The organism is Acidovorax sp. Leaf191, from assembly GCF_001424425.1.
In the GTDB taxonomy this organism is placed as follows: domain Bacteria; phylum Pseudomonadota; class Gammaproteobacteria; order Burkholderiales; family Burkholderiaceae_C; genus Acidovorax.
Genome location: NZ_LMPT01000019.1, coordinates 36540 through 54064, shown reverse-complemented (window position 1 = coordinate 54064; position 17525 = coordinate 36540). Strand labels below are relative to the sequence as shown.

Below are 17525 nucleotides of genomic sequence, written 5' to 3'. Positions count from 1 at the left end.
TTTTGTTGGCCGGATAAATGATATCGTTGTCATTTCAAAAGTCAATGCGGGGTGATCTGCTGCATGTTTCGCTGGGTGCGGCGCCCAGGGCGCCGGCTGGGCGCGTCCATCGGGGGTGCTTGGCAGGCTCTGCGCGCGGTCTTCGCGCAGGCGGGCAGGGGGGCGGGGCCGCTGCGCTATCTGCTAACGTCGCGCATGGCGAGTCGCGCATGGCGAGTCGCGCTGTGGGTTGTGCCCTGAAGCGCACGGCCGCCAGAGCCCACTGCACTGGCCGTGGCCCCCACCGGCCGCTTCTCGCACCGACATCCGCTTGTCCGCCCCTTCCGCTCTTTCCGCTCTTTCCGCAGTCTCCGCCGTACCCTTCATGAACCTGCCACCGCCCCGCAAGCCCGCCACCCTGCACGACGTCGCCCAGGCGGCCGGCGTCTCGCCCATCACGGCGTCGCGTGCGCTGGGCAACCCCGGCATCGTGTCGGAGAAGACGCGGGCGCGCGTGCAGCAGGCGGTGGAGGCCACGGGCTACATCCCCAATCTGCTGGCCGGCGGGCTCAAGTCCAAGCGCAGCCGCATGGTGGCGGGGATCGTGCCGGCGCTGTCGGTGTCGCAGTTCCTGCCCACGGTGCAGTCGCTCACGGCCACGCTGGCGGAAGAGGGCTACCAACTCCTGCTGGGCCAGACGTTCTACGACGCGCAGCGCGAGATCGATGTGCTCAACGCCATGGTCAGCCGGCAGCCGGACGGCATCGTGATGATGGGCCTGGTGCAGTCCGAAGCCGCGCGCGACCGCCTGCGCAAAGCGGGCGTGCCGGTGGTGGAGACCTGGGACATCAGCGACCGGCCGGTGGACATGGTGATCGGGTTTTCGCACCTCAAGGTCGGCAGTGCGCTGGCGGGGTACTTCCTGTCGCGGGGCTACCAGCGCGTGGGCATCGCCACCGGCGGCGACCAGCGCGCGATGGAGCGGCGCGAGGGTTTTCTGGCCGCCTGGGGCCGCGACGTACCCACGGCCGTGGTGCCTGCGCCCAGCACGCTGCAACTGGGCCGCAGGGCGCTGTGCGAGCTGCTCGCCCGTGAGCCCGGCCTGCAGGCGGTGGTGTGCAGCTCGGACATGCTGGCCCACGGCATTCTGGTGGAGGCCCAGGCGCGCGGCCTGCGCGTGCCGCAGGACCTGGCGATCTCCGGCTTTGGCAATGCGGACTTCAGCGCGCACATGGTGCCGCCCATCACCACCGTGCACGTGGACGGGCCCGTGATCGGCCGCCTGGCAGCGCAGCTCATCATGGACCGCTGCCGCGGCGTGCAGCCGCAGCGCTCGACGTTCGACCTGGGGTTCGAGCTGATCGAGCGGGCCTCCACCGCAGCCGTGCCGGGCTGACGCCGCGGCCGGATCGGCCACGTTGTAAGGGCCCCCGGGCTTGCCGGGGCCGCACCTACTTGTTCTTCTCGCGCGGCAGGCGGCCCATCAGATAGAACTCGGGGTTGGGCTGCATGCCGGCAAAGCTGGCCATGCGGTTCGACAGCCCGAAGAACGCGGTGATGGCCGCGATGTCCCAGATGTCCTCGTCGTCGAAGCCGTGCGGGTGCAGGGCCTCGAAGTCGGCGTCCTCGATCTCGTGCGAGCGCTGGCAGACCTTCATCGCAAAGTCCAGCATGGCGCGCTCGCGCGGGCTGATGTCGGCCTTGCGGTGGTTCACCGCCACCTGGTCGGCAATCAGCGGCTTCTTCTCGTAGATGCGCAGGATGGCGCCGTGGGCCACCACGCAGTACAGGCACTGGTTGGCAGCGCTGGTGGTGGTGACGATCATCTCGCGCTCGCCCTTGGTCAGGCTGCCTTCTTCCTTGAGCATGAGCGCATCGTGGTACGCAAAGAAGGCGCGCCACTCGGCAGGGCGGCGCGCAAACGCCAGGAACACGTTGGGGATGAAGCCGGCCTTTTCCTGCACTTCCACGATGCGTGCGCGGATGTCGTCGGGCAGGGTGTTCAGGTCGGGAAAGGGATAGCGGCTCACGAAGGTCTCCTTGGCTGTGTTGTGTTGTGTCGTGGATGCCAGTATCCGCGATGCATGCGTCGCCCACGCCCCCCGAAACTGGCGCTGGCCATGCCAGTGCACCCGTGGATCCGGCTCCGCCGGTCCACTGGGTGCGTCCCCCTTAGGGGGAAGACGCCGCCAGGCGGCTCAGGGGGGGGTCAAGGATGCCAGTGCGTGGCCCGCACAGGGCTTTGCGCGGGCGCTGCCGTGTTGCCTGCCAGCGCATACGACAGCTGCGTCGCCGCGGCAATCACCGTCTGGGCGAGCGCTTCGAGCTTTTCAGCGGGCAGGCGCGATGCGGGGCCCGAGATGCACACGGACCCCATCAGGCGCCAGTGCATGCCGAACACCGGCGCCGACACCGTGGCCACGCCTTGCTCGCGCTCGCCGATGGACCAGTGGTAGCCCTTCTTGCGGATGTCCTCGTAGGCCTTGCCCGGCTCGCCCGAGAACGCCAGGATCACGCGGCCCGGGGAGCCTTTGTCCAGCGGCAGCCCTTCGCCCATGCGGGCGTGGTGGCGCAGTGCCTGCGGGCCCTCCACGCGTACCAGGCAGGTCCGCACCTGGCCTTCGCGCACGTAAAAGGCCGCGCTTTCGCCCGTGGCGTGGGTCAGCTCGCGCAGCGCGGGCTCCAGCACGTTCTGCACGTCAAAGCCCGCCTGGTAGCGCGCGCCCAGCCAGCCCGCGGCGGGGCCCAGGCGCCAGTCGCCATCCTCGCGCTGCACCATGAAGCCCGACTGCGCCAGCGTGCGCGCCAGGCGCAGCACCGTGGTCTTGTGCAGGCCGCAGCGGCGGCTCAGCTCGGCCAGTGGCAGGCTGGATTCGCCCAGGGCAAAAGCCTCCAGCACCTGCAGGGCCCGGGTGACGGCGATCACACCCGTCGCAGGCTCGGAGTCTGCAGCCCCTGAGGCCTCTGGGGCTGGCGTTGGAGCCGGTGGCTCGGGCGCCGGTGCACGGTGGGCGGCAGGGCGCGCTGGCTTGCTGGGGCTGTTGCTCATGGTGCCATTCGTTTCATTGTGTGCAACGCCATTGTATGGGTTGAAACGTCTGCGTAAAGTCGCGGCCACGGCGCCGGGCCCTCGCAGGTTCTGCGGACCGGCGTGACGACCCACCATAAAACGGAGACAAATCCATGCCAGCTTTTTCATCGCTTTCGCGTGCTGTCGGCGCGCACCTGTGCGCAGCCTTGATGGGCCTTGCCGCAACCGCCGTGCCCGTGGCCGCCCAGGCCCAGGCCGCCTACCCCAACAAACCCATCCGCCTGATCGTGCCGTTCCCACCCGGTGGCGGCACCGACATGATCGCGCGCACCGTGGCGCAAAAGCTCACGGACCAGAACAAGTGGAACGTGATCGTGGACAACCGCCCCGGCGCAGGCGGCAACCTGGGCGTGGACGCCGCGGCCAAGTCGGCCCCCGACGGCTACACGCTGGTCATGGGCCAGACCAGCAATCTGGCGATCAACCCCACGCTGTACCCCAAGCTGCCCTACGACCCCATCAAGGACCTGGTGCCCGTGGCACTGGTGTCGTCGTCGCCCATCGTGATCGCCGCGCCGGCCAATTCGCCGTACAAGACCTTTGCCGACGTGGTGGCCGCATCCAAGGGCAAGCCTGACGCACTCACCCTGGGCTACTCGGGCAACGGCACGGTGGCCCACCTGGCCGGCGAGCTGGCCGAGAACGCGGCGGGCATCAAGCTGCGCCACATCCCCTACAAGGGCGCGGCCCAGGCCATGACGGACCTGGTGGGCGGGCAGATCGATCTGTACATGTCCTCCGTGCCCACGCTGCTGGGCCAGGTGCGCAACGGCAAGCTCAAGGTGCTGGCCATCACGTCGGCCAAGCGCTCGTCGCAGTTGCCGGATGTGCCCACGCTGGCCGAGTCGGGCTACAAGGGCTTCGAGGCCGTGACCTGGTTCGGCATCCTGGCGCCGGCTGGCACGCCCGCGCCCATCGTGGCGCAGCTCAACAAGGCGATCAACCAGGCACTGCAGCACGCCGAAGTGGCCGACAAGCTGCGCTCCGAAGGCGGCGACATCCTGGGCGGATCGGCCGACCAGTTTGGCCAGCTGCTGCGCACCGAAGTGCCGCGCTGGGGCAAGATCGTCAAGGACTCGGGCGCCAGCCTGGACTGACCGGCAGCACCGCCACAGCGACCGCTTCACGTCCCCCCAAGAGTCCGCGCCATGCACCGCGACAGCCTTGTCACGCCTGTGCGTACCGCCCACGCCGTGCGGTTTTCAGCCGGTACTGCCGTGCCGCGCACCCTGGTGCCGGCCGGTGCCTGCGACTGCCATGTGCATGTGTACGACAGCCGCTTTCCGGCCGCGCCGCAGGCCAGGCTGCTGCCGCCCGATGCGTCGGCGCTGGACTATGCAGCGCTGCAGCAGCGCATCGGAACCACGCGGGTGGTGCTGGTCACGCCGTCGACCTACGGCACCGACAACCGCCCGATGCTGGAAGGCCTGACCGCGCTGCGCGCCATGGGCGTGCCAGCCCGTGGCGTGGCGGTGATCGACGGCACCGAGAGCGATGCAGCGCTGCAGCGCCTGCACGCCGCCGGCGTGCGCGGCGTGCGGCTGAACCTGTCGCTGGGCGTGTCGGGCACGGCGGATTCGCTGCTGCCGCTGGCCCGCCGCATCGCGCCGCTGGGCTGGCACCTGCAACTGCTGATGGCGCCCGATGTGCTGATCGCGCAGGCCGATGTGCTGCGCCAGTTGCCCGTGCCGGTGGTGTTCGACCACTTCGGCCGCATCGCTCCCGCGCAGGCGGGGCGGCACCCCGCCCATGCGCTGCTGCTGGCGCTGCTGCAGGGCGGGCAGGCGTGGGTCAAGCTGTCGGGCGGCTACATCGTGAGCGAGCAGCACTCGGTGGAAGACCCCGCGCTCGACACCCTGGCTGCCAGCTACCTGCGCTGCGCGCCCCACCGCGTGGTGTGGGGCAGCGACTGGCCGCATGCCACCGCATCGGCCGGCGTGCAGCCCCTGCCCGACGACGCCCGCCAGGTGGACCGGCTGGCCGACTGGGCGCGCGAGGCTGGCGACAGCAGCGCCACGCTGCAGCGCGTGCTGGTGGACAACCCGGCCGCGCTCTACGGCTTCACGCCGACCAATTCTTCATTGCCTTGACGACACCGGGAGACCTGCCCATGACCGAATCCGCAACCCCCACCCCATCGGCCGGCCTGCCGCGCCGCAGCGTGCTCGCCGCCAGCGGTGCCGCGCTGCTGGCCCCCTGGCTGGCCGCCCCGGCACTAGCCCAGGGTGACTGGCCCGCCGGCCGTGTCATCACCTGGGTGGTGCCGTACCCCCCGGGCGGCAGCACCGACGTGCTGGGCCGCAATGTGGCGCAGCGCATCGGCGCGGCGCTGTCCACCAACGTGATCGTGGACAACAAGGCCGGTGCCACCGGCACCATCGGCGCGGCCTTCGTCGCCAAGGCGGCGCCCGATGGCACCACGCTGCTGGGCACCTCCATCGGGCCGCAGGCGATCGCGCCGCACCTGATGGGCAAGCTGCCGTACGACCACATCACGGCGTTCGAGCCCGTGGTCATCATCGGCACCATTCCGCACATTTTGGTGGTGGGCATGGACCAGCCGTTCAAGACGGTGGCTGACCTGCTGGCCGCTGCCAAGGCCCAGCCGGGCAAGCTCGCCTTCGCCTCGGGCGGCAACGGCACCATCTTGCAGATGCAGGGCGAGCTGCTGCAGCAGCAGACCGGCGCGCGCTTCATCCACGTGCCCTACAAGGGCGACACCCCGGCGCTGCAGGACACGCTGGCCAGCCAGGTGCAGTTCATGTTCGCGCCGGCGGCCGCCGCGCTGCCGCATGTGCAGGCGGGCAAGCTGCGCGCGCTGGCCGTCACCTCGGCCCAGCGCCTCAAATCCCTGCCGGCCGTGCCGACGATGGCCGAGGTGGGCATGAAGGACTTCGTGGTGGAGCAGTGGCAGGCCGTGTTCGCGCCGGCCAAGACGCCCACCGCCGTCGTGTCGCGCCTGAACCAGGAGATCAACAAGGCCCTGAAGGACCCCGCCGTGGTCGCCCTGGCCGACAAGCTGGGCGTGACGCTGGTGGGCGGCACGCCCCAGCAGCTGGGCGACCTGCAAAAGGCCGACTCCGCCAAGTGGGCCAAGGTCATCAAAGACGGAAACATAAAAGCTGAGTGAGACGGCTTTTGCACCGGCATTGCCTGCACGCACCCCTTCTTCATTTTTCAAACGGACAGAACACCATGAGCCAACTCCCCGACATCATCCGTGACATCGACCGCGTGAGCGCCGACGTCGTGCGCAAAGCCGCGACCTTCCAGGCCGCCATCCTGGCCGACGTGGCGGGCCGCCGCGGCACCATGCACGGCCGCGTGACCCCGGTGCACCAGGGCATGAAGGTCGCAGGCCCGGCCTTCACCGTGGAAGTGCGCCCCGGCGACAACCTGATGATCCACGCTGCCATTGCGCTGGCCCAGCCGGGCGACGTGCTGGTGATCGACGGCAAGGGCGACCTGACCGCCGCGCTCATGGGCACGCTGATGCTCAGCGCCTGCAAGAAGCGGGGCCTCGCCGGCGTGATCGTGGATGCCGCCATCCGCGACAAGCTCGAGATCCTGGAGCTGGACTTCCCCGTGTTCAGCGCGGGCTTCAACCCCGCCGGCCCCACCAAGTACGTGCCCGGCCGCATCAACCACCCCATCTCTGCCGGCGGCGCCACCGTGAACCCCGGCGACCTGGTGGTGGGCGATGCCGACGGCGTGGTCGTGATCGAGCGCGCCAAGGCCCCCGGCATGATGGCCCTGGCCGACAAGAAGGTGGCCGACGAGGCCGCCCGCATTGAGGCCATCGCCCGTGGCGACACGGCCTCCAAGTGGCTGCCCGCCGCGCTGCGTGCGGCGGGTGTGCTGGCGGAAGGGGAATCGCTGTGAGCACCAACCCCACCATCATCGTCACGGGCGCCGACCTGGCGCAGCAGGCGCTCGGCCTGCTCACCGGCTACGACATCGTCTACGCCGGCAAGACGCCGACCGAAGACGACCTGGTCGCCCTGGCCAGGCAACACGACCCGGTGGCCATCATCGTGCGCTACGGCAAGGTGGGCCCGGCCGTGATGGACGCGGCGCCTTCGCTCAAGGTGATCTCCAAGCACGGCAGCGGCACCGACACCATCGACAAGGTGGCGGCCCAGGCGCGCGGCATCGAGGTGGTGGCCGCCGTGGGCGCCAATGCCGCGGCCGTGGCCGAGCAGGCGCTGGCGCTGCTGCTGGCCTGCGCCAAGTCGGTGGTGCAGCTGGATGCGCGCATGCATGCCGGCCACTGGGACAAGGCCACGCACAAGAGCCTGGAGCTCGGCGGCCGCACGGTGGGCCTGGTGGGCCTGGGCGCCATCGGCATGCGCTTTGCCAAGATGGCCGACGCGTTGGGCATGCGCGTGATCGGCTTCGACCCATTCGCCAAGAACCTGCCCGACTACGTGCAGAGCGTGAGCCTGGAGACCATCTGGCGCGAAGCGGACGCCGTGTCCCTGCACTGCCCGCTGACCGACGAGAACCGCGGCATGCTGAACGCCGCCACGCTCGCTCAGTGCAAGCGCGGCGTGATCGTGGTGAACACCGCGCGCGGCGGCCTCATCGACGAAGCCGCGCTGCTCGCAGCCGTGCGCTCGGGCCAGGTGATGGCGGCGGGCCTGGACAGTTTTGCGGTGGAGCCCATGGTGGCCGGCCACCCGTTCCAGGGCGAGAAGAATTTCATCCTCAGCCCGCACATCGGCGGCGTGACGAGCGACGCCTACGTGAACATGGGCGTGGGTGCGGCCACGAACCTGCTGGCAGTGCTGGCCCGCGAGACGCCAGCGATGCGTGCCGCGTAGGCATGGCAGGGAAAGCCCTGCGAACAAGATTCTGAATAAAAAATGGCCTCTACCGCTTGTCCATCAAGCGGTTATAGCTATTTTATTGATAGCATTTGGGCTGAATGCCCGCATGAACGATGGATCGGAGACAAGACATGTTGCGTTTTCTCAAACCCCTGATCACCGCCTGCGCCCTGGCCACGGGCCTGGCCCATGCCGCGTTCCCCGAGGGCCCGATCACCATCGTCGTGCCGTATGCGCCCGGCGGTGCGGCCGACGCCGTGGCCCGCGTGCTGGCCACGCGCCTGGGTGCCAGGCTGGGCACCAGCGTGATCGTGGACAACAAGGCCGGCGCCAGCGGCACCATCGGCGCCAGCTACGTGGCAAAGGCCAATGCGGATGGCTACACGGTGCTGTACGACGCCACGCCGTACTCCATCAACCCGCACCTGTTCCCCAAGATGCCGTATGCCGCCAACGCGCTGCAGCCGCTGTCGCTGGTGCTGCTGGCGCCCAACGTGCTGATCGTGAAGGCGGACTCGCCGCTCAAGAACATCAACGACCTGGTCGCCCGGGCCAAGGCGGCGCCGGGCAAGCTCAACTTCGCCTCGGGCGGCAGCGGGACGGTGCAGCGCCTGGCGGCCGAGCTGATGCGCCAGCAGCTGAACCTGGACATGGTGCACGTGCCCTACAAGAGCGGCGGCCCCGCCATCACCGACGTGATGGCCGGCCAGGTGGACTTCATGTTCGGTACCGTGGCCGCCACCTACCCGCACGTGTCGGGCGGCAAGCTGCGCGCACTGGCCGTGTCGGCACCCGAACGGTCCAAGCGCCTGCCCGACGTGCCCACGGTGGCCGAGACGGTGATCCCCGGCTACGAAGCATATGAATGGAACGGCCTGTTCCTGCCCGCAGGCACGCCCGAACCCATCGCTGCCAAGCTGCGCGAGGCCGTGCAGGAGGTGATGAAGGAAGACGAGCTCAAGCAGCGCCTGGCCGACATGGGCGCGCAGCCCGTGGGCTCCACGCCCGCCGAGTTCGCGGCCTTCCTCAAGAAGGAAGACAGCAAGTGGGGCGATGTGGTGCGCAAGGGCAACATCAAGCTGGACTGATCGCCCATGGTCCTGCCGTTGCGCGATGCCATGCCGCATGGATGCGGTGGGGGCCGCCTCGTCGACAACCCGGCGCGGCGGTATGGTTTCGGCGCTCCTGCCTGAACGACAAGAAAGACACCGCCATGTTTCTGCTGCAACCACCCCAGGTCCGTGACCTGGATGTGTTCACCGCCATGCCCGACCACTTTCGCCGCCGCGAGCGCAGCGAGTGGGCCGATGCCAACCGGGGCGGCACCGTCACCGATTCGTTTCTGGAGGGCCCGGTGTTCGACGACGCAGGCCACCTGTACGTGACCGACATCCCGTGGGGCCGCATCTTTCGCATCAGCCCAGAGGGCGCGTGGACGCTGGTGGCCGAGTACGACGGCGAGCCCAACGGCATGAAGTTCATGGACGCCGGCACGCTGCTGATCACCGACTACAAGAACGGCCTCATGCGCCTGGATGTGGCCACCGGCACCGTCACGCCGCACCTGGAGCGCCGCAATAGCGAGCGCTTCAAGGGCGTGAACGATTTGATCTTCGACGCCGACGGCAACCTGTATTTCACCGACCAGGGGCAGAGCGGCCTGCACGACCCGAGCGGCCGCCTGTACCGCCTGCGCCCGAACGGCCAGCTCGACCTGCTGCTGGCCAATGTGCCCAGCCCCAACGGCGTGGCCCTGTCGCCCGACGGGCGCGTGCTGTACCTGGCCGCCACGCGCGGCAACTGCGTGTGGCGCGTGCCGCTGTTGCCCGACGGCAGCGTGGCCAAGGTGGGGCAGTTCTTCACGTCCTACGGGCCCAGCGGCCCCGATGGGCTGGCCGTGGATGCGCCGGGCCGGCTGCTGGTGGCCAACCCGGGCCTGGGCTATGTCTGGGTGCTCAACCACCGGGCCGAGCCCGAGCTGGTGCTGCGCGGGCCGGCGGGGGCGTCGACCACGAACCTGGCGTTTGGCAGGGAGGGCGGGGAGGGCGGCCGGACGGTGTTCGTGACCGATTCGACCCACGGCCGCATCCTGCGCGCCCGGCTGGATGCGCCGGGGCTGCCGCTGCACCGCCCGGCCGGGGCTGAGCGGCGGTTGGAGTCGGTTTACTGCGCTGCAGCGACCTTGGCCGCGCCACGGTAGCGCGACAGCCAGTGGGCATACGGCGCGGGCAGCGTGGTCCATTCGGGCTTGGGCGCGCCCAGCACCTGTGCCAGGTGGTAGGTGTAGTGCGGGTTGGACAGGTGGGCGCGGCCGATCATCACCAGGTCCATCTGGCCGCCGGCCACTGCGCGTTCGGCAATGTGCGGGTCGTCGATGCCCCATGACGAGGCCACGGGCAGGCCGGCCTCGCTGCGCACGCGCTGGGCCACCGGGGCCAGGAAGGCGGGCGTGGCCCAGGGGATCTGCGTCTCTGCGATCACGAAATTGGCGCTGACGTTGACCATGTCCAGGCCGCGCTCGCGCATCTGGCGCACCAGCTCGATGGACGCGGCCACGGTTTCCTCGTCGCGGCCGTCGTATTCGATCACGCCGAAACGTGCCGTGAGCGGCAGGTGCGCGGGCCAGACCTTGCGCACGGCCTCCACGGTTTCCAGCAGAAAGCGTGCGCGGTTGTCGAAGCTGCCGCCGTACTGGTCGGTGCGCTGGTTGCTGTGGGGCGAGAAGAAGCTCTGCGCGAGGTAGCCGTGGGCAAAGTGCAGCTCCAGCCATTCAAAGCCCGCGGCCAGCGCACGGCGGGCGGCGGCGACGAAATCGGCCTGCACGCGGGCAATGTCCTCCAGCGTCATGGCCTTGGGCACGCGGGGCAGGTCGCCGCCGTAGGCAATGGCGGACGGGGCGATGGGCTGCCAGGCACGCGGGTCGCTTTCGGGAATGTGGTCGTCGCCTTCCCACGGGCGCTGGGCGCTGGCCTTGCGCCCGGCGTGGCCGATCTGAATGCCGGGCACGGCGCCAGCGGCCTTGATGTTGGCGGCGATGCGGGCCAGGCCTTCGACCTGCTGGTCGTTCCACAGGCCGGTGCAGGCCGGGGTGATGCGGCCTTCGGGCGACACGCCGGTGGCCTCGACGATCACGAGGCCTGCGCCGCCACGGGCAAGGCCGGCGTAGTGCGCCTGGTGCCATTCATTGGTCAGGCCGTCGGTGGCGCTGTACTGGCACATCGGCGGGACCGCGATGCGGTTGCGCAGGGTGACGCTTTGGAGCTGGAACGGGGTGAACAGGGCAGACATGCAGCTTTCTTTCTTGTGGGAGGCTGAAAAGGGGGTGAAGCGGGAGGGCCAAAACTAGTCATGGCCACACACGGTGAGGATGGTGGGTACGATGCAGCCATAAACCAAATCGATATTTCTTATTCTTGAAATCATGGCGATCGATATCAGGGCCATGGACCTGAACCTGCTCAAGGCGCTGGATGCCTTGCTCGACGAGCGCAGCGTGACCCGCGCCGCCCGGCGCCTGTCCCTGACACAGCCGGCAGTGAGCGGCATGCTGACCCGTCTGCGCGAAAGCTTCGACGACCCGCTTTTCGTGCGCACGCAGCGCGGCATCACGCCCACCTTGCGGGCGCAGGAGCTGGCCGCGCCCGTCAAGGAATTGCTGGGCGGGATCGAGTCCTTGCTGCAGCCCCGGGCGTTCGACCCGGCAACGGCGCAGATGACTGTCCACCTCGCTTCCACCGACTATGCGCTGCAGGCGGTGGTCGTACCGTTTCTGGCCCTGCTGCGGCGGCATGCGCCCGGCGTGCGTGTGGCCGTGGTGCCTGCCCAGCACCTGCCGGTGTACGAGCGGCTGGAGCGCGGCGATATCGACCTGGCCCTGATCAGCCCGGAGAACACCGCTCCCGACCTGTATGCCCGCCACCTGTTCGACGAGCGCTATGTGTGCGTGATGCGCGAGGGACACCCGGACGCCAGGGGCGGCGCGCTGTCGCTGGACCGCTTCTGCGCGCTGGACCATGCGCTCATCTCGTACACTGGCGGCAGCTTCTGCGGCGTGACGGACGAGGTGCTGGCACGCCTGGGCCGGTCGCGGCGGGTGGTGCTGTCCATCACCAGCTTTCTGGTGCTGCCGGAGATCCTGCGCAACAGCGACATGATTGCGGTGGTGCCGCAGCGGGTCGTGGCCGATGCCCGTGGGCTGGTGGTGCTGGAGCCACCGGTGGCGATTCCGGGCTTTGTGAAAACCGCCGCCTGGCACGAGCGCACCCACCGCTCACCAGGGCACCGCTGGGTGCGCTCCGTGCTGTTTGACACTTGCGGGTGCGAGGAGGCCGGGAGCCCGCTGCGCTTGCCGTGATTGATTAGATAAAAGCTATTGAATCAATCGAAACGATTGTCTTTTAAAGAGGGTCTGCATTCCTTAGCATCGGTCGCTCATCAGCCACAACAAGGAGTGCCCCATGACGCAAGAAAGCAAGTGCCCGTTCGACCACAACCAAACCGCCGCGCCCAAGGGCCGGGGTAATGCGGACTGGTGGCCCAACCAGCTCAACCTGCGCCCCCTGAACCAGAGCTCGCCCCTGGTGGACCCCATGGGTGATGGCTTCAACTACGCCGAAGAGTTCAAGAGCCTGGACCTGGCCGCGGTGAAGGCCGACCTGCACGCGCTGATGACCGACTCGCAGGACTGGTGGCCGGCCGACTTCGGCCACTACGGTCCACTCTTCGTGCGCATGGCCTGGCACAGCGCCGGCACCTACCGCCTGGCCGATGGCCGCGGCGGCGCCGGGGCAGGGCAGCAGCGTTTTGCGCCCCTGAACAGCTGGCCCGACAACGCCAACCTGGACAAGGCCCGCCGCCTGCTCTGGCCCATCAAGCAGAAATACGGCCGCAAGATCTCGTGGGCGGACCTGATGATCCTCACGGGCAACGTGGCTCTGGAATCGATGGGCTTCAAGACCTTCGGCTTTGCCGGTGGCCGCCCCGACGTGTGGGAACCCGATGAAAACGTGTACTGGGGCGCAGAGACCACCTGGCTGGGCGGCGACAAGCGCTACAGCGGCGAGCGCGACCTGGCCAAGCCCCTGGCCGCCGTGCAGATGGGCCTGATCTACGTGAACCCCGAAGGCCCGAACGGCAACCCCGACCCCCTGGCCGCAGCGCGCGACATCCGCGACACCTTTGCCCGCATGGCCATGGACGACGAAGAAACCGTGGCGCTGATCGCCGGCGGCCACACCTTCGGCAAGACCCACGGCGCGGGCGACGCGGCCCTGGTGGGCCTGGAGCCCGAAGGCGGCGGCATCGAGGACCAGGGCTTCGGCTGGATCAGCAAGCACGGCAGCGGCTTTGGTGGCGACGCCATCACCAGCGGCCTGGAAGTCACCTGGACGACGACACCCACGAAGTGGAGCAACAACTTCTTCGAGAACCTGTTCGGCTTTGAGTGGGAGCTGACCAAGAGCCCCGCAGGCGCCCACCAGTGGACGGCCAAGAATGCCGAGGCGTCCATCCCGCATGCGCACGACCCGTCCAAGAAGCTGCTGCCCACCATGCTGACCACCGATTTGTCGCTGCGCTTCGATCCGGCCTACGAGAAGATCTCGCGCCGATTCCTCGACAACCCCGACCAGTTCGCCGACGCGTTTGCCCGTGCCTGGTTCAAGCTGACCCACCGCGACATGGGCCCGCGCTCGCGCTACCTGGGCGCAGACGTGCCGGCCGAGGTGCTGGTGTGGCAAGACCCGGTGCCGGATGTGGACCATGCGCTGGTCGACGCACAGGACGTGGCGGCGCTCAAGGCCCAGGTGCTGGCATCGGGCCTGTCGATCGCCGAGCTGGTGTCCACCGCCTGGGCGTCGGCCTCCACCTTCCGGGGTGGCGACAAGCGCGGCGGTGCCAACGGTGCCCGCATCCGTCTGGCGCCGCAAAAGGACTGGGAGGTGAACCAGCCCGCGCAGCTGGCCAAGGTGCTGGGCCAGCTCGAAGCGATCCAGCAGGCCTTCAATGCTGCGCAGCAGACCAGCGGCAGCGGCAAGAAGATCTCGCTGGCCGACCTGATCGTGCTGGCCGGTGGCGCCGCGGTGGAAGCCGCAGCGAAGAAGGCCGGGCAGGACGTGACGGTACCGTTCACGCCAGGCCGCACCGATGCATCGCAGGAGCAGACCGATGTGCCATCGTTCGAGGTCATGGAACCTGTGGCCGATGGTTTCCGCAACTATGTGAAGCCCGGCCTGGAAGGCGCCGTGGCCGAGCTGCTCATCGACCGGGCCAACCAGCTCACGCTGACCGGGCCCGAGATGACGGTGCTGGTGGGCGGCCTGCGGGTGTTGGGTGCCAACGTGGCGGCCGCGTCGGCGCACGGCAACTTCACGCAGCGCCCGCAGACGCTGAGCAACGACTTCTTCGTGAACCTGCTGGACATGCGCACCAAGTGGCAGAAGTCTGCCTCGGCCCCCGGCGTGCTGGAAGGCGTGGACCGCAGCGGCGGCACCCCGAAGTGGACGGGCACCGTGGCCGACCTGGTGTTCGGCTCCAACTCGCAACTGCGCGCCCTGGCTGAGGTGTATGGCAGCAGCGATGCGCAGGCGGTGTTCGTGCAGGACTTCGTCAAAGCCTGGACCAAGGTGATGAACCTTGATCGATTTGACGTGGCGTGATGATGCCCAGCGCCGCTGAGTGAGCGCTAGTAGCCTGCTGTTCACTCAATACAAACCAACGCCGCGCAGCCCATGGCTTGCGCGGCGTTGGTGTTTGTGGGCATCGCTACCATTGATCGGTTGCCGAACCGACCATTCCGAAACCATGAAGGAGAAGACCGCATGACACAGACCCCCGCATCGAAGGACTACGAACAAGGCCTGGCCACCCGTCGCCAGGTCATGGGCGACGACTACGTGGACCGCGCGCTGGGCAATGCCACGGCGTTCACCCAGCCCATCCAGGAGTTCATCACGCGCAACGCCTGGGGCGACGTGTGGCAGCGGCCCGGGCTGGACCGCCGCACGCGCAGCATGATCACCGTGGCCATGCTGATCGCCATGGGCAAACAGCACGAACTCAAGGCCCACGTGCGCGGCGCGCTCAACAACGGTGTGACGGCCGAGGAGCTGCAGGAGTTGCTGCTGCACGCGAGCATCTATTGCGGCTTGCCCAGCGCCGTGGACGCATTCCGCACGGCTGCCGAAGTGGTTGACGGACCCATGAAGGGGTAACGGACAGGAGGTTCAAAACCGAGTCCTGCGATCTGCACGCGGCCTTTGCCACTGGCGCGATCCACGCCAGTGCACCCGTGGAACTGGCTTTGCCAGGCCACCGGGTGCGGCCCCCTTGGGGGAAGACGCGAAGCGGCTCAGGGGGGCTTGTTAACTCCCAGCGAGGAGTTTCTGCACCAGGTCGGCCGCGGTGGAGGCGTTGTACTTGCGCATGAGCCGCGCCCGGTAGATCTCCACCGTGCGGTGGCTGATCTCCAGCGCCTTGCCGATCTCCTTGGACGTGAGCCCTTCGAGCAGCCGGGCGGCCACCTCGCGCTCGCGGCCGGTCAGTTCGGCCTTCACCGGGCGTTGGGCCGACAGGTCTTCGAAGCTCCAGATGCCCGAGGCATGCGGGTCGGCGCGGTTCAAGGCGCGGCCCGACACATGGCACCAGAAGACCTCGCCGTTGGCGCGCTTCATGATGCGGTTGTCGGCGTAGTGGCCCTTGGCGTTCAGGATGGGCTCCATGTGCGCGCCCAGGCGTTCGTACTCGTCGGCGCTGGGGTACAGGACCTGGAACGACTGGCCGATCAGCACCTCGCGCGAGGCGCCGAACATCTCGCAGACATGCCGGTTGCAGTCCACCATGGTGCGGTTGCGCGACAGCACCAGGCCCACGGGCGCCATGTCGAAAGCCAGCCGGTAATCAACGTCCATGGTACAAGTCTTTACGAGAAACTACTTATGCAGATACGTAGTATCGTAGCGCATCCCAATTCATAAGGAGATCGTGGTGAACAAGATATTCCCCTCGGCCGCCGAAGCCCTGCAGGGCGTCGTGGCAGACGGTCAGCTCATGGCCGTTGGCGGCTTCGGTTTGTGCGGTATTCCAGAGGCCTTGATCGACGCGCTGCGCGATTCGGGCGCGAAGAACCTCACCGTGATCTCCAACAACGCTGGCGTGGACGGCTTCGGCCTGGGCAAGCTGCTCGAGACGCGCCAGATCAAGAAGATGATCTCGTCGTACGTGGGCGAGAACAAGGAGTTCGAGCGCCAGTACCTGGCCGGCGAGCTGGAACTGGAATTCACGCCCCAGGGCACGCTGGCCGAAAAGCTGCGCGCGGGCGGCGCGGGCATTCCGGCCTTTTTCACCAAAACGGGCGTGGGCACCATCGTGGCCGACGGCAAGGAACTGCGCGAGTTCGATGGCGAAACCTATGTGATGGAGCGCGCCCTGGTGCCCGAGGTCTCCCTGGTCAAGGCCGACGTGGCCGACAAGTCGGGCAACCTGCGCTTCAACCTCACCGCGCGCAACTTCAACCCCGCAGCCGCCACTGCCGGCAAGGTCTGCATCGTCGAGGTGGAAAAGATCGTGGAAGTGGGCGAACTGGCCCCCGACGACATCCACCTGCCCGGCATCTACGTGCACCGCATCGTGCTCAATGCCAACCCGGAAAAGCGCATCGAGAAGCGCACGATCACGGAAAAGAAAGAAGGAGCCTGAACCATGCCCTGGACCCAAGACCAGATGGCCGCCCGCGCGGCCCAAGAACTCGAAGACGGCTTCTATGTGAACCTGGGCATCGGCATTCCCACGCTGGTGGCCAACTTCACGGGCGACAAGGAAGTGTGGCTGCAGTCCGAAAACGGCATGCTGGGCATCGGCCCCTTCCCGACCGACGACAAGGTGGACCCGGACCTCATCAACGCTGGCAAGCAGACCGTGACGACGATCAAGGGATCGTCCATCTTCGGCAGCGACCAGTCGTTCGCCATGATCCGCGGCGGCAAGATCAACCTGTCCATCCTGGGCGCGATGCAGGTCAGCGAAAAGGGCGACCTGGCCAACTGGATGATCCCCGGCAAGATGGTCAAGGGCATGGGCGGCGCGATGGACCTGGTGGCCGGCGTCAAGCGCGTGATCGTGCTCATGGAGCATGTGGCCAAGAAGAAGGACGGCACCGAAGACCTCAAGATCCTGCCCGCCTGCACGCTGCCATTGACCGGCGTGGGCGTGGTGGACCGCATCATCACCGACCTGGCCGTGCTGGATGTGACGCCCGAGGGGCTCAAGGTGGTCGAACTGGCACCGGGCGTGACCTTCGAGGCGCTGCAGGCCAAGACGGGTGTGACGTTGATCGCTTGATGGTGTGATCGCAGGGCTTCGCTCAACGCAGCGCCGCCCTGGAAAACATCCGGTCGCCGCAGGTGCGGCGCCAAAAAAAACGGGCTCCGAATGGAGCCCGTTTTTGATGGCCGTCAGCCGAATTACATCGCGCTGATTTCGCCCGAAGGGATCGTGCCGGTGCGCACGGCTTCAGCAGCCTGGGCACGCACAGCAGCGCGGTCGGCCGTGGACTTGTAGGTCACGACGCGCGAACCAGCAGGCTCGATGCTGCGGGTCTGGGCAACGGTGGAGGCTTCGGCAGCCACTTC

General features: G+C 68.0%; 17 protein-coding genes and 1 pseudogene. 13 read left to right on the top strand and 5 right to left on the bottom strand.

The window, feature by feature from the left end:
* The first annotated feature begins 364 nt into the window (after positions 1 to 364).
* A complete protein-coding gene (locus ASG27_RS14340; protein WP_056412421.1) occupies positions 365 to 1375 on the top strand; it encodes a LacI family DNA-binding transcriptional regulator in 1011 nt (336 codons plus the stop codon).
* 55 nt (positions 1376 to 1430) lie between these two features.
* Here the strand turns inward: ASG27_RS14340 and ASG27_RS14335 are convergent, their stop codons facing one another.
* On the bottom strand, positions 1431 to 2009 hold the full coding sequence (locus tag ASG27_RS14335) for a peroxidase-related enzyme (protein WP_056412419.1): 579 nt from the start codon (positions 2007 to 2009) through the stop codon (positions 1431 to 1433).
* Between the two features lie 179 nt (positions 2010 to 2188).
* Positions 2189 to 3028 carry an IclR family transcriptional regulator gene (locus ASG27_RS14330; RefSeq protein ID WP_056412416.1) on the bottom strand — a complete coding sequence of 280 codons (840 nt, stop codon included), beginning with the start codon at positions 3026 to 3028 and terminating at the stop codon, positions 2189 to 2191.
* Between the two features lie 134 nt (positions 3029 to 3162).
* Between ASG27_RS14330 and ASG27_RS14325 the strand changes: the two genes are divergently transcribed.
* The 7 genes from ASG27_RS14325 (at position 3163) to ASG27_RS14295 (ending at position 10099) form a co-directional block, all read left to right on the top strand.
* Positions 3163 to 4167 carry a Bug family tripartite tricarboxylate transporter substrate binding protein gene (locus tag ASG27_RS14325; RefSeq protein WP_056412413.1) on the top strand — a complete coding sequence of 335 codons (1005 nt, stop codon included), beginning with the start codon at positions 3163 to 3165 and terminating at the stop codon, positions 4165 to 4167.
* Between the two features lie 51 nt (positions 4168 to 4218).
* Positions 4219 to 5160, top strand: a complete 942-nt coding sequence (locus ASG27_RS14320) for an amidohydrolase family protein (protein ID WP_056412410.1) — start codon at positions 4219 to 4221, stop codon at positions 5158 to 5160.
* A gap of 20 nt (positions 5161 to 5180) precedes the next feature.
* Complete coding sequence (locus tag ASG27_RS14315) at positions 5181 to 6200, top strand: Bug family tripartite tricarboxylate transporter substrate binding protein (protein WP_056412408.1); 1020 nt, start codon at positions 5181 to 5183, stop codon at positions 6198 to 6200.
* 65 nt (positions 6201 to 6265) lie between these two features.
* Positions 6266 to 6952, top strand: coding sequence for a diguanylate cyclase (locus ASG27_RS14310; protein ID WP_056412403.1), 687 nt, complete (start codon positions 6266 to 6268; stop codon positions 6950 to 6952).
* On the top strand, positions 6949 to 7893 hold the full coding sequence (locus tag ASG27_RS14305; RefSeq protein WP_056412402.1) for an NAD(P)-dependent oxidoreductase: 945 nt from the start codon (positions 6949 to 6951) through the stop codon (positions 7891 to 7893). Before ASG27_RS14310 ends, ASG27_RS14305 begins: the two co-directional genes overlap by 4 nt.
* A gap of 137 nt (positions 7894 to 8030) precedes the next feature.
* The gene (locus tag ASG27_RS14300; RefSeq protein WP_056412399.1) at positions 8031 to 8987 is read left to right on the top strand and encodes a Bug family tripartite tricarboxylate transporter substrate binding protein; all 957 of its coding nucleotides are present in this window, start codon (positions 8031 to 8033) and stop codon (positions 8985 to 8987) included.
* Positions 8988 to 9112: 125 nt separating this feature from the next.
* Positions 9113 to 10099 carry an SMP-30/gluconolactonase/LRE family protein gene (locus ASG27_RS14295; RefSeq protein ID WP_235503916.1) on the top strand — a complete coding sequence of 329 codons (987 nt, stop codon included), beginning with the start codon at positions 9113 to 9115 and terminating at the stop codon, positions 10097 to 10099.
* Here ASG27_RS14295 and ASG27_RS14290 read toward each other — a convergent pair.
* Positions 10063 to 11187 carry an NADH:flavin oxidoreductase/NADH oxidase gene (locus ASG27_RS14290; protein WP_056412396.1) on the bottom strand — a complete coding sequence of 375 codons (1125 nt, stop codon included), beginning with the start codon at positions 11185 to 11187 and terminating at the stop codon, positions 10063 to 10065. The two genes, ASG27_RS14295 and ASG27_RS14290, sit on opposite strands and share 37 nt — an antisense overlap.
* Positions 11188 to 11320: 133 nt before the next feature.
* Here ASG27_RS14290 and ASG27_RS14285 point away from each other — a divergent pair, with 133 nt between their 5' ends.
* From ASG27_RS14285 to pcaC, 3 genes are all read left to right on the top strand, one after another.
* The gene (locus tag ASG27_RS14285; protein ID WP_056412392.1) at positions 11321 to 12253 is read left to right on the top strand and encodes a LysR family transcriptional regulator; all 933 of its coding nucleotides are present in this window, start codon (positions 11321 to 11323) and stop codon (positions 12251 to 12253) included.
* A gap of 103 nt (positions 12254 to 12356) precedes the next feature.
* Positions 12357 to 14555 (top strand): catalase/peroxidase HPI, encoded by a 2199-nt coding sequence (gene katG, locus ASG27_RS14280; RefSeq protein WP_056412389.1) that lies wholly within the window; start codon positions 12357 to 12359, stop codon positions 14553 to 14555.
* A gap of 162 nt (positions 14556 to 14717) precedes the next feature.
* Complete coding sequence (gene pcaC, locus ASG27_RS14275) at positions 14718 to 15110, top strand: 4-carboxymuconolactone decarboxylase (protein ID WP_056412387.1); 393 nt, start codon at positions 14718 to 14720, stop codon at positions 15108 to 15110.
* A gap of 150 nt (positions 15111 to 15260) precedes the next feature.
* On the opposite strand, the gene ASG27_RS14270 is transcribed toward pcaC, so the two are convergent.
* Positions 15261 to 15806, bottom strand: a complete 546-nt coding sequence (locus tag ASG27_RS14270) for a PAS and helix-turn-helix domain-containing protein (protein ID WP_056168618.1) — start codon at positions 15804 to 15806, stop codon at positions 15261 to 15263.
* A gap of 76 nt (positions 15807 to 15882) precedes the next feature.
* Between ASG27_RS14270 and ASG27_RS14265 the strand changes: the two genes are divergently transcribed.
* The gene (locus ASG27_RS14265; protein WP_056412733.1) at positions 15883 to 16593 is read left to right on the top strand and encodes a CoA transferase subunit A; all 711 of its coding nucleotides are present in this window, start codon (positions 15883 to 15885) and stop codon (positions 16591 to 16593) included.
* 3 nt (positions 16594 to 16596) lie between these two features.
* Positions 16597 to 17235, top strand: coding sequence for a 3-oxoacid CoA-transferase subunit B (locus ASG27_RS14260; RefSeq protein WP_056412384.1), 639 nt, complete (start codon positions 16597 to 16599; stop codon positions 17233 to 17235).
* 122 nt (positions 17236 to 17357) lie between these two features.
* Here the strand turns inward: ASG27_RS14260 and ASG27_RS27620 are convergent.
* Positions 17358 to 17525, bottom strand: a pseudogene (locus ASG27_RS27620) (DUF4148 domain-containing protein); the annotation flags it as partial.

Bases quoted from the DNA above. Each gene is read 5' to 3' on its own strand.
- pcaC (WP_056412387.1), top strand. From the start codon at position 14,718: ATGACACAGACCCCCGCATCGAAGGACTACGAACAAGGCCTGGCCACC.
- ASG27_RS14340 (WP_056412421.1), top strand. From the start codon at position 365: ATGAACCTGCCACCGCCCCGCAAGCCCGCCACCCTGCACGACGTCGCC.
- ASG27_RS14320 (WP_056412410.1), top strand. From the start codon at position 4,219: ATGCACCGCGACAGCCTTGTCACGCCTGTGCGTACCGCCCACGCCGTG.
- ASG27_RS14270 (WP_056168618.1), bottom strand. From the start codon at position 15,806: ATGGACGTTGATTACCGGCTGGCTTTCGACATGGCGCCCGTGGGCCTG.
- ASG27_RS14285 (WP_056412392.1), top strand. From the start codon at position 11,321: ATGGCGATCGATATCAGGGCCATGGACCTGAACCTGCTCAAGGCGCTG.
- ASG27_RS14300 (WP_056412399.1), top strand. From the start codon at position 8,031: ATGTTGCGTTTTCTCAAACCCCTGATCACCGCCTGCGCCCTGGCCACG.
- ASG27_RS14260 (WP_056412384.1), top strand. From the start codon at position 16,597: ATGCCCTGGACCCAAGACCAGATGGCCGCCCGCGCGGCCCAAGAACTC.
- ASG27_RS14325 (WP_056412413.1), top strand. From the start codon at position 3,163: ATGCCAGCTTTTTCATCGCTTTCGCGTGCTGTCGGCGCGCACCTGTGC.
- ASG27_RS14310 (WP_056412403.1), top strand. From the start codon at position 6,266: ATGAGCCAACTCCCCGACATCATCCGTGACATCGACCGCGTGAGCGCC.
- ASG27_RS14290 (WP_056412396.1), bottom strand. From the start codon at position 11,187: ATGTCTGCCCTGTTCACCCCGTTCCAGCTCCAAAGCGTCACCCTGCGC.
- katG (WP_056412389.1), top strand. From the start codon at position 12,357: ATGACGCAAGAAAGCAAGTGCCCGTTCGACCACAACCAAACCGCCGCG.
- ASG27_RS14330 (WP_056412416.1), bottom strand. From the start codon at position 3,028: ATGAGCAACAGCCCCAGCAAGCCAGCGCGCCCTGCCGCCCACCGTGCA.
- ASG27_RS14315 (WP_056412408.1), top strand. From the start codon at position 5,181: ATGACCGAATCCGCAACCCCCACCCCATCGGCCGGCCTGCCGCGCCGC.
- ASG27_RS14295 (WP_235503916.1), top strand. From the start codon at position 9,113: ATGTTTCTGCTGCAACCACCCCAGGTCCGTGACCTGGATGTGTTCACC.